The organism is Paenibacillus sp. 2KB_20, assembly GCF_052115765.1.
Taxonomy (GTDB): domain Bacteria; phylum Bacillota; class Bacilli; order Paenibacillales; family Paenibacillaceae; genus Paenibacillus_AQ.
Window position 1 is genome coordinate 134279 of sequence record NZ_JBFRHH010000002.1, and the last position, 14795, is coordinate 149073.

Here is a 14795-nt window from a genome sequence, read left to right on the forward strand (position 1 = left end):
TACAATAAAGCAAAATAGCCCCGCAAAGTGGAGCCTATGCTTCGATGATTATTCCAAATACTTTGCGGGGACCCCAAAATATATAAGTGCGATTAAAGAATTGCTTACGCTTCGCTTATTTGACATAGTACGCTTTAATCTCAAAAAAACCGCCCCTTTTGAGGGCGGTTCGCATGAAAGGAATCCCATTATTAAAATTCAAGCGTGAAAGCACGTAATTCCGAATTTATGCGGTCTATGGTCTCGCCGATATCTCCCGGACCTTTCAACATATCTTCAATGGCACGGCCAATGATCTGCTCCATCTTCTTCGTGTTAAAGCCGCCTCCGTTCAGAAACTTGGTATCGCGGACACCCTTTTCATTCATATTATGGGCTTCATGCAGCCAAGGGTATAATGTACGAACCGCTTGATTATTGCACACCAGGGAATTGGCTGATGTTCCGCCGAGCAAACTGATTTGCTCCGCCACTTCAAGCCTATTGACCCATTGCAATAAAGCTACTGCTTCCTGAACGTTTATAGCATTCCTGGATATACCTATGACTCCGCCGCCCAGAAGGGGCTTTTCTCCCGGTACAGATGCCGAACCTATAAAATTGCCAATTTCACTATGCGCGATCCGTGATACATGGTTCATAAAGCCGATGACCATGGCCGTTTCGCCTCTGGCAAAGCTGTTTACAGCCTCTCCCCACCATGACTCATCCAATAACTGCGCTGCCTCCATCGTGTCCAGGTAACTTTGAAGAGCTTTGGCCGCGATTTTTGTATTTAAGTGCACGCCGTTCTCATCAACCAGTTTTCCATTTGCCGCATAATACCTCGTCAGAAATTCTACAGCAACAATCTCAGCTCTGCCCAATGTCATGCTGGTGCCATACTCGGTTGGCGAATGACTGAAATGAGATTTCGAGAAAAATCGCACCAATTCATTATAAGCATCAAAATCTTGAGGAAGACTTAATTGCTTTTTATTGGCCTCATAATACATCCGTTTAATTTTGGGGTCCTCAAATAAATCTGTCCGATAGAAAAGCATCTGAATACTAGGATCAAACGGTATCGCATAGGGTACCCCTTCGATTTGGGAGTAATTGTCGCGCATATGCGGTGGGAATGATTGTATCAACCGGTCCAAATCATCATTCAGGCCCAGCAAGGGTCGAAATATTTCTTTACCGAACCATGACAGCCAGGCCATATCCATACGGATAATGTCATAATGACTATCGTTGTTCGGATCCGTTAATATTTGATAAATTTCCTCATATGAATGGATAGCCAAGTGTACTTTAATTTCAGTGTTTTTGGTAAAGTGAGGCAGCAGCTTATGCAGCGCATCCGTAGTTGGACTGGGGATCGTAAGGATCGTAAGTGTCTTTTGATCCGCTTGCTGGATGACATGCTCCCAGCTTGCAATTCCGTCGTTTTCCACCATGATTTTAGAGTCAATCTCTCGTTCATGTTTAACTTGCTGAATCATTAAATTCGCAATGTTGTGACCTAACAGATGATAATTTTGACGATAAACCGTGAAAGAATCCATATAAGTAGATGAAGTCGCACCTAGACATACGATTTCAGGAAGTTTCTGTAAGCTTCCCCAAAACTGCGCATTCTTAAGAAGCGAAGCCCTGCTTAAACTTGTAGTAATGATGATTTCCGGCAGTTCTTTCTCAAAAAACTCAAACGATTTGCGATACGATTGGTTCAGAGGAACATGAAGCACCTTCGTATCGATCTCTTTCAAATCCTGAAGAATCGCCTCCACAAACCAACGCTCACAAGAATATTTATGATCATCCGCAAATATGCCCACGGTCGTGTATCCATTGGTTCGGATATAGGAACGGATGTCCGTTCCGGCTTTCTGAAAATCAAAAGAAATAAACTTCTCCGCATTTTGAACTTCCCGATTCACGAAAATGATATGTTCACGCGGGATTTGGATCTCCTCATAATATGCATTGGCATCATCCAGGCAGGATATGGACACAATGCCCGTCACCCGCTCCTCCGCGATTTCCTTGATAATTTTTTTTTCGTTATGGGGCTGATCATAAGTAATGTATAGATGGGTGCGATAACCCAAGGTTGTCAGTGTTTTATCCAAGCCTTTGTACAATTGAATATAAATATCGGATTCGATGCTGGGAATGATAATGGAAACAGAATGGGTCGCTCCTGAACGCAACGATTTCGCTTTATAGTTCATTTTGTATCCTAATTTTCTCGCAGCTTCTTCAACCAATTGAATTTTTTTGACGCTGACATTGCCCTTCCCATTTAATACATTGGATGCTGTTCCATGAGAAACTCCCGCTTCCTTTGCAATATCCTTTATGGTTGGCATATTCCCCGCAGACCTCCTTACGATATTCTCTTACATTCTAGCTCAAATCAGGCTCACCGAAAACAATCATTAAGATTGACACGTTCCAATATTTAATGTACGATGTCGATATTCAACATCAGGAGCGAGGTAGATACGCATATGATAGGTAAGTATGAGTATGGTGAAATCAATCATTTGCTGCAAAGAAAGCTAGATGCTCATGGCGTCTTAATTGCGGTGCACAGAGGCAGCTCGGGTGGCAACATTATTGAAAATACGATCCCTGCCTATAAAGTCGCCCTCAAGCAAGGCGGCGATATGCTGGAAGTCGATGTCATCAAATCAACAGACGGGAAATTATATACGTTTCATGACGGACAGGAACGAAAGCTGCTGCACAGAACGGAAAACATTAAAACGATGAGTTCACAAGAGATAGAAAGTCTAACCTATTTTAATAGCATCTACCACCAAACCAGCTATAAAGTTGAGACTTTGAAGGACGTCCTTTCCTATTTTAAAGGCGATACTTTGATAAATATCGACAGAGGCTGGGATATATGGCCAGAAGTGCTGGAGTTATTGGATCAATCCGATATGACAGACCAAATTCTATTAAAAGGGCCAGTAACAGAAGAGCATTTGCAGTTTTTGAATGATTACCCGACAAAATATATGTTTATGCCCATTGTCCATACCATGGAGCAGATCGACACCGTCTTGCAGTATCCACATATCAATTTGGTTGGCATGGAGCTAATCGCCGATACGGAAGCACACCCATTGTTTCAGGATGAAGTGATTGAAAGGTTGCATAACCTGAACCTATTCGTGTGGGCGAATGCAATCAATCTGGATGATGTTACGATGCTGTTTGCCAGATTGGACGATGATACCTCCCTTATGCAAAGTCCGGATCATGGCTGGGGTCGATTGATAGATAAAAAAATTGATGTTATTCAGACCGACTGGCCTGCTTTGCTGTCGGCATACCGCACGAAAAAACGGAACTCATGATGCCTGCTCTTTTATGACAGGCCTTAAATCGATTATGAAAGTGAAGGGTTAGTCATTAGAGCATAACGTACAAGCGGTTACTACAAATATGTAGCTGCATGATCACGTTCGCTCTGATAAGACAGCCCTTCATTTTATTATATCTGACAGTCTTTCCAAATGACCGCAGGTGTGATATAACACCACCCGTATGGCTAGCTAATCTGCCTTGTTAGAGCATCCAATCATCAACTCGGATGTAGGAGGATTCATATTGAATTTTAAATTGACTAAACGTTCATTCAATAATAAAATAAGCCTTATCAAGTGTTCCAAATGATTGGAAATCGATTGGAGGGTATTCTATTGGATCTGCACTACGAAGTTCACGGCAACGGTAAGCCTGTCATCCTTGTTCACAGCGGTGGAGCGGATATGCGGGATTGGGGCTATCTTGTCCCTCTCTTATCTGAGAACTTTTATGTGATTGCCTTTGACGGCCGCGGAGCCGGACGATCTCCCTCTCCCGTTCAGCCGCCAAACTATGTTGAAGATCTGTTGTCTCTTCTTGATCATCTGAATATTTCGCAAGCTGCGGTTATCGGTCATTCTATGGGCGGCCGGATTGCCACGGAGTTCGCGATCCATTATCCTGAAAGAGTATCGGAACTGATTGTCATTGCACCAGCCCTGTCCGGGTTTCCTTATTCTGAGGAAATGCAAACTTACATGCTCCGGGTAAGCGCTGCTGCCCCTGACATCGAGAAAATGATCGAGCTGTGCATAGAGCCGCCCTCTTATGAAATTACAAGAAACCGTCCCGAGCGGGAGCTTATGATCCATATGCTTCGGCACCATTTTGAACGTACGTTTACCTGGTCTACCTTTGACTCGATTTGGCCGGAGCCGTCGGCGATGGAGCGATTACAGGAAATCTCGGCCAAAACGCTGTTTATCATAGGAGATCATGAACTGCCTGATAACCAGCAGGTAGGAGAACAATTTCGGAGGGTTCCGAGCATTGATTTTGCCACCATCGCGGGAGCGGATCACATGGTCACATTAACGCATCCGGAGGAGTTATCCCGCCATATCACTAAATTTGTGAAGGAATGAAGATTTCATGCCACGCACACCCAGCGAGAACGAGCGCATACGCCAGATAGCAAAAGACAAAATTTTAGAAGCCGCCATGGATTTGTTTATCCATCAGGGCTACCATGCCACTTCCATTAGTGATGTCGCCAAGCAAGCCGGGATATCCAAAGGGCTGCTTTATAACTATTTTTCAGGCAAGGAAGGACTACTGGCCGCCATGGTTGAGGAGCGAATCGCAGGCGTTGCGGAAGTCATAGAGAATGCCGCTTCACTCCAAGCACCTGCAGAGCAGCTGAAATTTATTCTGGAGCAAGCCATCGACAACGTCTATCAGCAGCCGGAAGTATTCCGGTTTTACTTGCATCTTCAAACCCAACCCGAAGCGGATCAAGAGTTGTTCCCCTACAGCAGGCGTCTTGTGGAAGAGGCTGCACGACAGTTTGAGATTCAATGCCGTATATTCGAAAGCCTCGGAGTTCCCGACCCGCACAAGCGCTCCTTGTACTTTTCTTCTACTCTGCAGGGGATTATGCTGATGATATCCACGTATCCCCAGCACTTCCCCATTGATGAAGTGAAGGAGCAGATGCTGAAGGAGTTTTGCCCGTAACAAAAAAGAGCCGAGGTTGCACCTGTGTTTCAGGACGCCTCGGCTCTTTGCAACACGAAACTTGATCTTCGCACGCGAAAGAGGATTTGATCTTTAGAAATGAGCCTAGCCTAATACAACGTACCGTCCCCACCAATTAATCTCCTTGTAACATCGTTCCTCTCCTGAACGCCTTGAATTCGATTAACTTTTTCTACTTTTTCTCTTCCTTCATGTCCTTAATCAGTTATGCTGTTAATAACAGGATCAACACGCGCATGAGGAGGTAATGAATCATGGCTATTCACTGGTTGGCACCGGATATCGCCGAGTGTACCCGAAGAGGAATCGCCTACTTTACATCGGAGCTGGAAATGACGAATGGCCTGCCCTGCAAAATGTACCGAATTACCGAAAAGTTCGGGAGTTTGTCCGACCATATGCACGATTATCTTCAGATCTGGTATGTCAGCAAAGGTGAATTCATCCATACGCTCTATGGTCAAAAATACCGGATGGTCCAAGGCAACATATTCGTGCTTCCACCTTATAGCGTCCATCGCGTGGAGATGATACCGGGCAAAGAGCTGGAGGTGCTGGGGTGCGAATTCATGCCGGCCTTCATTAATGAACGACTGAATGAGACGCCGACCGAGGCGCAGCTGTTCGACCTTTCCTTCATCAAGCCTTTTGTAACGACCGAAGACCGCGTCCCGCTCAAAATCACCTTGACCGGCAGCAGCGACCTCGCCGTGAAAGAGCTCCTCACCGAAATGCTGGCCGAATACGGAAGCCGGGGCCCATTCTTTGATATTTTGCTGAAAGCCAATCTGCTGAAGCTGCTGGCGATCGTGAACCGCGAGTATGCCGAGCAAGGGAAGCATACATCCGTCGGTAGCGACCAGTACCGGGAGCCCATCCTGGAATCAGTCCAGTATATTCATGACCATTACGACCAGCCCCTATGGCTGGAGAATCTGTGTGCCCGGACGATGATGTCCCGGACTAATTTTTGCCGCCGATTCAAGGAGGTTACAGGCCGGACCTTCAGCCAATACTTGGCCAACTACCGGATACGGATGGCCATGCGGCTGCTCACGGAGCCTGAACTCACGGTAACCGACGTGTGCTTCAAGGTCGGATTTAACGAGCTTCCCTATTTCTGCCGCATTTTCAAGAAATATACGGGGACGACTCCCGCATACTATAAAAAGAATGCTTTTAAAACGGTGGACTAACACCCCGGTACGATAATCCAATAAATAAACACGATAGTGAAATCGAAGCGATCGTTCCCATGCTATACTCGGGGCAAGCAATAACGAAGAATCAAGTGTCAGGCTCATGTAATCCCTGCATCATCAATCCACGACTTTGGAGGAGAACCGATGAACAAAATTACAATTGCCGTGATTGGCTGCGGCACGATTGCGAACAGTGCCCATATTCCCGCCTATATGGCCAACGAAGACGCCGAGATCAAATACTTTTGCGATATCGTCAAGGACCGGGCCGAAACCGCCGTCGCCAAATACGAATGCGGTCAAGCCATTGAGGATTACCAACAAATTCTGAATGATCCTGAGGTCGATGCCGTATCCATCTGTACGCCGAATGACGTCCATGCCTCCATCGCCATCGATTGTTTACGCGCAGGCAAGCATGTATTATGCGAAAAGCCGGCAGCCCGCACCTACCCGGAAGCGCTGGAAATGCAGAAGGTTCAGCACGAAACGGGCAAGACGCTTAATATCGGGGTGGTCAACCGCTACAATGAAAGCGTAAACAGAATCAGAAAAATGATCCAAAACGGCGATCTTGGCGAGCTGTATCACGTATATGCCAGCTTCCGTTCCCACCGCTCGATCCCGGGACTCGGCGGCGCCTTCACGACCAAGGCCATCGCTGGCGGCGGCGCGCTGATCGATTGGGGCGTTCACTTCCTCGATGTCGTGATGTACTGTACGGGCGATCCGAAACCGAAGACCGTCTCCGGGCAGGCCTACTGCAAGCTGGGCAAAGATATGGAGAATTACACCTTCCTCAACATGTGGGCAGGTCCACCGAAATATGACGGCACATATGACGTCGATGATTTTGTCACGGCTCTCGTCCGCACCGAAGGCCCGACCATTTCCCTGAACGGTGCATGGGCGCAAAATATTGGCGCCGAAGAAATGTTCATCGACTTCCTCGGCGACAAAGGCGGCATCCGGCTGAAGTACGGCTCAGACTTCACCTTCTACACTACGGAGGACGGCGCATTGATCGAAACCACGCCGAAATTCAATCTCGGCAGCATGTTCCAGAATGAAATCGACGGATTCATCCGCTGCATTCAAACCGGGGAGAAGCAGCCTTCGCATATCGATACGGTCATCCTCTCCTCCCAGATCATCCAGGCGATTTACGACTCGTCCGACCAAGGCGAAGAGGTTTCGCTGCAGCCCGTTGCCCAGAACAGCCTTTAACCTATAGTTTGAACGCCAGGGAGGACCTTTTATCATGAAAAAAATCGGATTCATCGACCTGCATCTGGACCAATTCCATGCGAATAAATATCCTGGCTGGATTGAACAGGCTACGGAAAGTGCCATGAAGGTCGTGTACGCCTACGGCAAAAGAGACAAAGAGAACGGGCTCACTAACGAAGCCTGGAGCAAGGAGAATGGAATTGAGCTGCTGCCCACGATCGAAGAGGTGGTGGAGCGCAGCGATTACCTGATCGTGCTGTCCCCGGATAACCCGGAATTCCATGAGGAGCTGTCCCAGCTTCCGCTGCAATCCGGCAAACCAACCTATATTGATAAAACGTTCGCGCCTGACCGGGACACGGCTATCCGCCTGTTCGATCTGGCGGCACAGCATGGAACGCCGATGTATTCAACGTCGGCCCTTCGTTTTGCGAGCGAATATACGGAGCTGAACCGGAGCGATATCCAAACCATCAGCAGTTGGGGCCCCGGTGGATTCGCCAATTACTCGATCCATCAGATCGAGCCGATCGTTAGCCTGATGGGGGCCAGCCCGAAGAGGGTGATGTACATCGGAACGCCTGACTCCCCCGCCCTGCTGATCGATTTTGGGGATGGGCGTCAAGCCACCGTGAATCATCTTGGGGAGAACTGCCCATTTACCTTAGGGATAAAAAATGACGCCGGGAGCTTCACCCAGGTCACCGCCAATTCGAATTTCTTCGCCTTGTTCATTGAGAATCTGGTGAACTTCTTCGAATCGGGCAAGCCAGCCGTCAACTCAGCGGAAACTATTGCTGTCATCACGATTATCGAGTATGGATTAAAGGCAGCCGACACGCCATATACGTGGGTAGAATTGCCTCGATTACGTAATCACGGGTTAGTGACACTTTAGAAAATATAGAAAAAGAGCTGCTCCAGCAGGCCATAAGGGCCCGGGGCAGCTCTTTTTGCATGAAAACAGCCGGATTTTCTCGTTCTGGATTACACTTCTTTCCGCTGAAAATAGATGAAGCCCGCGAGAAAGAACAGAAGAAACCCGCCAACCACGACGGTCATGAGACTCTGAAACGGTAGGTTGAATGCACCGAAATCGGCTTGACCCGCCGGCATCATCGCAAGAAACGGCTGTGTCCACGGATAGTAAGGGGCATATGTCTGCGAGTTGGCTATCAGCATGTTCGGTATAGTAAAGACCACATTCAATGCCAGCGGAGCAGCAAAGCTGCTCCAAGCTGTGGAGACTCCAAGCTGCAGCGCGGCCAGCGGCAAACAGGCAACCCATCCGCCCAGCACGCAGCGCAGCAGCATTTCCCACGGAATCGGAGTTTCCACCTTATGGATCAAACCTGCCCCCAGGACGGCTCCCAGGAACAATAACTGCACCACGGCGAGCAGCATGGCTACCACCGAGAATTTCGCAAAATAGACGGCGCCGCGTGAAACCGGCAGGACGAGCAGCTGCTTCCACCCCCCGCCCGTATGCTCATACCGGCACACCATGGCACTAAAAATCCCCGTCAGAATCGGGAGCAGCAGCATCGCATGCAGGATGATCATAATGCTGATCAAATGCTCCCATGGTGCCAGCTCCTCAGGCTTTCCATTTAATATGCCCACCAGCATGACCAGGATCGCACACAGGAAAATCTGCGGCCACAATTTGGATTTTGACAGCTTAAGCCACTCTGCGGACACCGCTCTTATACAGGATGCCATCTTAGTCCACATCCTTTCGGTTAAAATGAATCAAGCCGGCACATGTGATCACTGCACCCAGCAGCAAACCCGCTCCGATGACCTTGACTTCTCCCGGGCCCAAATAAGCCAGAAGCGGCCACTTTAGCGGCATCCAATCGGGGAACTGCAGGGCAAACATCGATACAACGGAGGCGGTAATCCCGATTCCGACCGCGATCCCCTGGTTCTTGAGCGTCAATGAGAGCCACAGCTGAAAGGCCAGCATGGGAAGCGCAGCAATTAATTGTACAAAACCGATGCGCAGCAGATCTAGATACGGCATTTGATCTGCGCCCATCCCCAGTATGATGCCGAGCACGGCAGTACTAATCGACAGAAGGAGACAGGATACGCATAGAATTAGGAAGGCCTGGACGAACTTGGCACTGAATACTGCCGTTCTGGAAATAGGCAATGCGAGCAGCTGTTTCCACGAGCTCAGCTGATGCTCCACGTTGGCCATCAGCGAGCAGACCAGCGTGATCCCAAGAAAGAGGGCAATCGGCACGAAAAACAGTACGTTCTCCAGCAGCCCGCCCCATGGATCGGCCGCGTAGGATTTCATCAGGTAATCATATCGAAGTCCGAAGTTCAGCCCTTGCATCGCTGCCAGCCCGATGGGACCGAGCGCAGCTAGAAACCAAATGCCTTTGCCCCGGATTTTCAGCCAATCGGCGGAAAGCGCACGGAACATCATACCCGGCTTCCCTCCCCTACGATCTGCATGAAGATATCCTCGAGCGACTTCCGCTGTTCTTCCACTCGGTACACCGCATGCTGATTCTCCACCAGCCGCTTCACGAGCAGCGCGATCTTGGCGTCCTGCATGCTTTCCAGCTCCAGCATCTGATTACGCAGAACTCCTTCACAGCCCAGGTCCAGCGCCAATCCGAGCGCTAACTCCGGCTCGGACACCGATAGACGGAAGCCGCTGGACGCCGTGGATACCAGGTTGCTGATCGTATCCTGGAACACCATGCGTCCCTCACGGATGATGCCGACTTTATCAGCCATTTGCTCGACCTCGCCCAGCAGGTGACTGGATACCAGCACGGTTATTCCGTATTGGCGCGGCATATTCTTGATCAGCTCCCGGATTTCATGAATACCGGATGGATCCAGACCGTTGGTCGGCTCGTCCAGAATGAGCAGCTCCGGATTGTTCAGCAAGGCGGCTGCAATGCCAAGCCGCTGCTTCATCCCAAGGGAGTACCCCTTGACCGGACGCTTGGCTTCCTTCGTCAAGGAGACGATTTCCAGCACTTCCGAGATGCGGGACTTCGGCCCGCCGGTAATCCGGCGAATGGCTTCCAGGTTCTCTATGGCCGTTAAATGGCCGTAATAGGATGGGTATTCCACGAGCGATCCGGTCCGGCGCAAAATGTCCATTTTTTCGCGTTTCAAATCCTTGCCGAACAAATGAATCGCGCCACGCGTTGGTTGAATGAGTCCGAGCAGCATGCGGATGGTCGTTGTTTTCCCGGCACCGTTCGGTCCGAGGAAGCCATAAATGTCACCGCGGGCGATCTCCAGATTCAAATCCACAACGGCTGCGCGCTTTTTGTATATTTTATATAAGCCTTTTGTTTGAATGACGAGTTCCGTCACGTTCATCACCTCAGGTATAAATCCTACATGTCCAAGGTTAAATGCCGGTCGACCTCAAGTTTAAATTTTCTTTAAAAAAGTCGGCAGACTCGTAGAGTGAGTTCGTGCAGCTAAGGCGCTGCGTGGCCGGATCGTTCTTCCGATCGCTGTTAAAACCGGGAAACTGGAATTTACCCAGCGGTGGTTTCCCGGTTTTAAAGGTGAACGCTTCGCTTCTCCAGCAACGATTCCGTCCCCTCCGCTGGTGTATCTGCAAGAGTGCAAGGGGTTCCTTCACATAAACTAATACGAATGATAGAGCCTGCATCTGCTCCTGCCGACTGACAAAGCTTGAGAACTCGTACCTGTCGCAGCCTAATTAACAGTTACGATTAGAACGCGGTTAACTATGAATATGAATGTTCTAGTTCATTTGGATTTCGAAATGGCTCTCTCTCAGTCTAGCAACTGTATAGCTTGCCTTTCTAATGACCCCAGTTCACCTAACGAGCTCGTGAAACTCGAGCAAAACAATTGTATGAGGACGCCCTACAGGGAGGGTGCCCCGTCTCTGTTATAGACAGCAAAAAAGAGGAACCGGTAAAAATGCCGGTTCCTCTTTCTATATATTCGATCTAGATGTAATCATCCCAGAGATAATGTTTGATAACCCAGCCCTTGATTCTTCACCGCTTCCAGATGCGGATCCTCGTTCCCTCATCCGAGCTTTCCACTTGGCATCCAAGTCCCATTTCCCTTGTCAGGTGATCCACGATGGCCAGGCCGATGCCTGTTCCTTTGTTGCCGGAGTCGCTTTCGATTCCCGGTCCGTGATCCGAAATGACAAGCACGCCCTCAAGCCCCTCTCTCTCCTCGGTGTGTATTCCGATGTACTTCCCGGATTTGGCATGGCGGACGACATTTTGGAACAGATTATCAAGAAGCCTTCGGAACCACAGCACGTCCACGTTCCAGCTTAGTGGCTCGTCACGCACCTGGATATCGGGTTCGATCCCCGCCTTCTCCCATACGGGGTACCAGGCCGCTGCGCTTTCCTTGACGATTCGCAGAACGTCGGTCGGCTCCATGCTCAGCTGCACTCTGCCGCTGGTGAGCAGGTTGTAGGACAACAGGTTGTCGATCAGCCCGCCTAAATCCGCAATTTTCGATTCGATGAGGGACAACGATGCCTTCCCCTTCTCGCTCAGCGGCTCCCGCTCCATGGAGAAAATATGGCTTCGAATCACCGTCAAGGGGGTTCTCAGATCATGAGATAGATTGGCAATCAGCGACTTGCGCAGCTCCTCTTCCTCGCGCTGGCGGCGCTGACCTTCCTCTAATTGGATGACCATATCGTTATAGCCCGCCTCCAGCTGCCCAATCTCGTCATGCTTGGTTAAGGTAACCGGCTGCGGAATGCCTGTCACCGTATGAGGTGACGTCATGGCAAAGCGAAGTCGCAGCAGCCGCTTGCGGATACGCACAAAGAACAGCCAGGAGACCAGAATGAACAGGCCGGACATCAAGGCCATGAACAGGCCGTACAGCGCCGTTTCACTGGCAATGGGCTGCTGGACGCTGATATATTTTCTCGGCAGCTGCATGACCATAAAGCCTTCTCCCGATCCCTCTCCCCCGATAAAAGCGACGGATGTGAACGGGTCGCTATCCAGGGAGTTTTTCATAAACTGCACGGTATAGGGCGCGCTCCATACCTCGGGAATGTTAGACTGTACAGGCAGCTGCAGCCTGGTCTCATTGCTGCCGTCCACCCAGAACATGGAGATTTCCGGATACTCCTGCCGTATCGAATTCAGCTTCTGCTCAATAACCTTCGGTGAGGCTCCGCTTAATCCGGCTGCTTCCGCATGCCACATTTTCTCTAACACGGCACCGCTGGTATACTTCCCGACAGGGGCCGGCGGCCGATCCGAGAACGTATCATTCACGAACCAGTAAAAAATCGACGCTAACGGAAACATGATCGGCATGAAGATCATCGCCATTGAGATTAACAGCAGATAACGGTTGGTCAACGAATTGCGGAACCTGCCCTGCTTCCTTCTCCATCTCATGCTCTCACCCGATAACCAAGCCCGCGAACCGTCTCAATAATCTCCGGGTTGGCGGGATCCCGTTCCAGCTTCTCGCGCAGATACCGGATATGGACCATGAGCGTCTTGTCCCCATCGATATAAGACTCTCCCCAAACCGATTCGTAAATTTGCTCCTTGGTCATGACACGCCCCTGGTGCTGGAGCAGGTACATAAAGATTTGATACTGCTTGCCGGTCAGCAGCGTCTCCTCGCCGGTATCTTCGTTCACGATCCGATTCTCGGCTTCATATACGGATAAGTGCTTTACTCTCATGGGCTCCGCTGATTTCACGACAGACCGGCGCAGAAGCACCTCCAGGCGGGCAGCCAGCTCGTCCGGGTGAAAAGGCTTCGTTAAGTAATCATCGGCAAACTCAAGCCCCTGCAGCTTATCGTCAATAGAGGTGCGGGCCGACAGCATCAGGATAGGCAGTCCAGGATAGGCTTTTTTGAGGCGCTGCCCTATTGTAAAACCGTCAAGCCCCGGGAGCATGACATCCAGAACAACGACCGCACACGGAGCCGCTTCCTCTACGGCCTTCTCTCCAGTCAGCAGCCACCGCACCTCATAGCCCTTATCCCTGAGAAATTCACTGACCCACCCGCCGATCTCCCGGTCGTCCTCGATATATAGAATGCATGCGCTCATGATCCATCTTCCTTTCTCGTGCCAATATTCATATCCCCTGTGAAGGGGTTCCCTAGATCCTTTAAGAGAAATAAACTCCCGTATCTATTTATGTATATATTGATCCATCATTTGTCATTGTATCATGGGATACCAAGCGTGCAGGCATCTGATTCGCTAACCTACCTTGATCCTTCATCAACCTTCTCTGAATCTCACTCCAAACATTTCACGCCACTTGATCTTACGGCCCTTAGGTGACACTGGCACCTATGTATCCGCCACTCCGTAATGCAGGCTCAGCTGCCTTGCCTTCTCCCTCAGCATATCCACGATCTCCTGAGGTTCAATGACTTTCGCCTCCATACCCAAACGCAGGAAGACCTGAGCGACATATTCAAAATCATTGCGATCTACGATGGTGTCCACAATGCCCCGGTGCTCATCTTGCATGACCACCTCGTTCTCCAGCCACGGAATGCTCTCGCACTGTCTCGCCCCTTCTCTTGTCAGCTCGGCATATAATCGAACCGGCTCCCGAATGGGATAGTCCTCGAGCCATTCTTGCATGCTAAAGTCCACCTCATAGGTGTGATCGGTTAGGGCTAAGGATTCCATCCGGTCCATGCGGAACACACGCACACCCTCCTTCTCGCGTTCCACCGCGGGCATATACCATAAACCATCCTGAGCATAAATGCCGATCGGCAGCACTTCCCGGTCGCTCGTGCCCGATTTGGAACGATAGCTGATCCGAACAGCCCGCTGATGAAGAGCGGCTTCAATGACATCTTTTAGATAAGGGGACCCTGCGGTTCTGCTTGGACTCCAGAACGTCAGCACCGATTCCAGACGGCTGATCATCATTTTGGTATCCTCCGGAAATCCGGCCAGCAGCTTGCGGGAGGCGGAGTCGATATTCAGCTCAAACGGTAACGAGGTATAACGTTTCAAGGCTTGAAAGGCAAAAAATATAGCAAACACTTCATCTTCATCGAATAAGATCGGCGGAAGAACGCGACTCTTCAATGTACGGTATCCCCCGTGCCGACCTTGCTCCGTATATAAGGGAACGCCCATATCGCTGATTTCGGTAAGATATCGGTGCGCCGTGCGAACGGAAACGCCGAATTCATCGGCCACTTCCTGAGCGGTAAAACTCCTTTTGGCATTGACATACATGATGACATCCATAAGCTGTTTCGCTTTTGACATAATACCCACCTCACACGCAATAACTAGAC

At 49.8% G+C, this 14795-nt stretch carries 13 protein-coding genes; 6 read left to right on the top strand and 7 right to left on the bottom strand.

Features of this window, described 5'->3' with window-relative positions:
- Nucleotides 1-191: 191 nt before the first annotated feature.
- Nucleotides 192-2357 (bottom strand): extracellular solute-binding protein, encoded by a 2166-nt coding sequence (locus tag AB4124_RS06505; protein WP_441971853.1) that lies wholly within the window; start codon nucleotides 2355-2357, stop codon nucleotides 192-194.
- 141 nt (nucleotides 2358-2498) lie between these two features.
- Here AB4124_RS06505 and AB4124_RS06510 point away from each other — a divergent pair, with 141 nt between their 5' ends.
- The 6 genes from AB4124_RS06510 (at nucleotide 2499) to AB4124_RS06535 (ending at nucleotide 8394) form a co-directional block, all read left to right on the top strand.
- On the top strand, nucleotides 2499-3356 hold the full coding sequence (locus AB4124_RS06510) for a glycerophosphodiester phosphodiesterase family protein (RefSeq protein WP_441971855.1): 858 nt from the start codon (nucleotides 2499-2501) through the stop codon (nucleotides 3354-3356).
- A gap of 345 nt (nucleotides 3357-3701) precedes the next feature.
- The gene (locus AB4124_RS06515) at nucleotides 3702-4451 is read left to right on the top strand and encodes an alpha/beta fold hydrolase (protein ID WP_441971857.1); all 750 of its coding nucleotides are present in this window, start codon (nucleotides 3702-3704) and stop codon (nucleotides 4449-4451) included.
- Between the two features lie 7 nt (nucleotides 4452-4458).
- Nucleotides 4459-5043, top strand: coding sequence for a TetR/AcrR family transcriptional regulator (locus AB4124_RS06520; protein WP_441971859.1), 585 nt, complete (start codon nucleotides 4459-4461; stop codon nucleotides 5041-5043).
- A 275-nt stretch (nucleotides 5044-5318) separates the two neighbouring features.
- Nucleotides 5319-6260, top strand: coding sequence for an AraC family transcriptional regulator (locus AB4124_RS06525; RefSeq protein WP_441971861.1), 942 nt, complete (start codon nucleotides 5319-5321; stop codon nucleotides 6258-6260).
- A 150-nt stretch (nucleotides 6261-6410) separates the two neighbouring features.
- A complete protein-coding gene (locus tag AB4124_RS06530; RefSeq protein WP_441971863.1) occupies nucleotides 6411-7493 on the top strand; it encodes a Gfo/Idh/MocA family protein in 1083 nt (360 codons plus the stop codon).
- A 34-nt stretch (nucleotides 7494-7527) separates the two neighbouring features.
- Nucleotides 7528-8394: a hypothetical protein gene (locus AB4124_RS06535; RefSeq protein ID WP_441971865.1), complete on the top strand. Its 867-nt coding sequence runs from the start codon at nucleotides 7528-7530 to the stop codon at nucleotides 8392-8394.
- An 89-nt stretch (nucleotides 8395-8483) separates the two neighbouring features.
- Here AB4124_RS06535 and AB4124_RS06540 read toward each other — a convergent pair whose 3' ends face one another.
- The 6 genes from AB4124_RS06540 to AB4124_RS06565 form a co-directional block, all read right to left on the bottom strand.
- Nucleotides 8484-9218: an ABC transporter permease gene (locus tag AB4124_RS06540; RefSeq protein ID WP_430110679.1), complete on the bottom strand. Its 735-nt coding sequence runs from the start codon at nucleotides 9216-9218 to the stop codon at nucleotides 8484-8486.
- Between the two features lies 1 nt (nucleotide 9219).
- Entirely contained in the window at nucleotides 9220-9936 is a 717-nt protein-coding gene (locus AB4124_RS06545) for an ABC transporter permease (protein WP_441971867.1), read from the bottom strand.
- Complete coding sequence (locus AB4124_RS06550; protein ID WP_430110816.1) at nucleotides 9933-10853, bottom strand: ABC transporter ATP-binding protein; 921 nt, start codon at nucleotides 10851-10853, stop codon at nucleotides 9933-9935. The genes AB4124_RS06545 and AB4124_RS06550 overlap by 4 nt, the downstream gene beginning before the upstream one ends.
- 659 nt (nucleotides 10854-11512) lie before the next feature.
- Nucleotides 11513-12901, bottom strand: coding sequence for a sensor histidine kinase (locus AB4124_RS06555; protein ID WP_379410813.1), 1389 nt, complete (start codon nucleotides 12899-12901; stop codon nucleotides 11513-11515).
- A complete protein-coding gene (locus AB4124_RS06560) occupies nucleotides 12898-13572 on the bottom strand; it encodes a response regulator transcription factor (RefSeq protein ID WP_441971870.1) in 675 nt (224 codons plus the stop codon). The genes AB4124_RS06555 and AB4124_RS06560 overlap by 4 nt, the downstream gene beginning before the upstream one ends.
- A gap of 249 nt (nucleotides 13573-13821) precedes the next feature.
- A complete protein-coding gene (locus AB4124_RS06565; protein WP_441971871.1) occupies nucleotides 13822-14766 on the bottom strand; it encodes a helix-turn-helix transcriptional regulator in 945 nt (314 codons plus the stop codon).
- Between the last annotated feature and the right edge of the window lie 29 nt (nucleotides 14767-14795).

Excerpts from the sequence above, each read along its gene's own strand:
- AB4124_RS06505 (WP_441971853.1), bottom strand. The coding sequence starts at position 2,357 with ATGCCAACCATAAAGGATATTGCAAAGGAAGCGGGAGTTTCTCATGGA.
- AB4124_RS06510 (WP_441971855.1), top strand. The coding sequence starts at position 2,499 with ATGATAGGTAAGTATGAGTATGGTGAAATCAATCATTTGCTGCAAAGA.
- AB4124_RS06520 (WP_441971859.1), top strand. The coding sequence starts at position 4,459 with ATGCCACGCACACCCAGCGAGAACGAGCGCATACGCCAGATAGCAAAA.
- AB4124_RS06525 (WP_441971861.1), top strand. The coding sequence starts at position 5,319 with ATGGCTATTCACTGGTTGGCACCGGATATCGCCGAGTGTACCCGAAGA.
- AB4124_RS06530 (WP_441971863.1), top strand. The coding sequence starts at position 6,411 with ATGAACAAAATTACAATTGCCGTGATTGGCTGCGGCACGATTGCGAAC.
- AB4124_RS06535 (WP_441971865.1), top strand. The coding sequence starts at position 7,528 with ATGAAAAAAATCGGATTCATCGACCTGCATCTGGACCAATTCCATGCG.
- AB4124_RS06540 (WP_430110679.1), bottom strand. The coding sequence starts at position 9,218 with ATGGCATCCTGTATAAGAGCGGTGTCCGCAGAGTGGCTTAAGCTGTCA.
- AB4124_RS06545 (WP_441971867.1), bottom strand. The coding sequence starts at position 9,936 with ATGATGTTCCGTGCGCTTTCCGCCGATTGGCTGAAAATCCGGGGCAAA.
- AB4124_RS06550 (WP_430110816.1), bottom strand. The coding sequence starts at position 10,853 with ATGAACGTGACGGAACTCGTCATTCAAACAAAAGGCTTATATAAAATA.
- AB4124_RS06555 (WP_379410813.1), bottom strand. The coding sequence starts at position 12,901 with ATGAGATGGAGAAGGAAGCAGGGCAGGTTCCGCAATTCGTTGACCAAC.
- AB4124_RS06560 (WP_441971870.1), bottom strand. The coding sequence starts at position 13,572 with ATGAGCGCATGCATTCTATATATCGAGGACGACCGGGAGATCGGCGGG.
- AB4124_RS06565 (WP_441971871.1), bottom strand. The coding sequence starts at position 14,766 with ATGTCAAAAGCGAAACAGCTTATGGATGTCATCATGTATGTCAATGCC.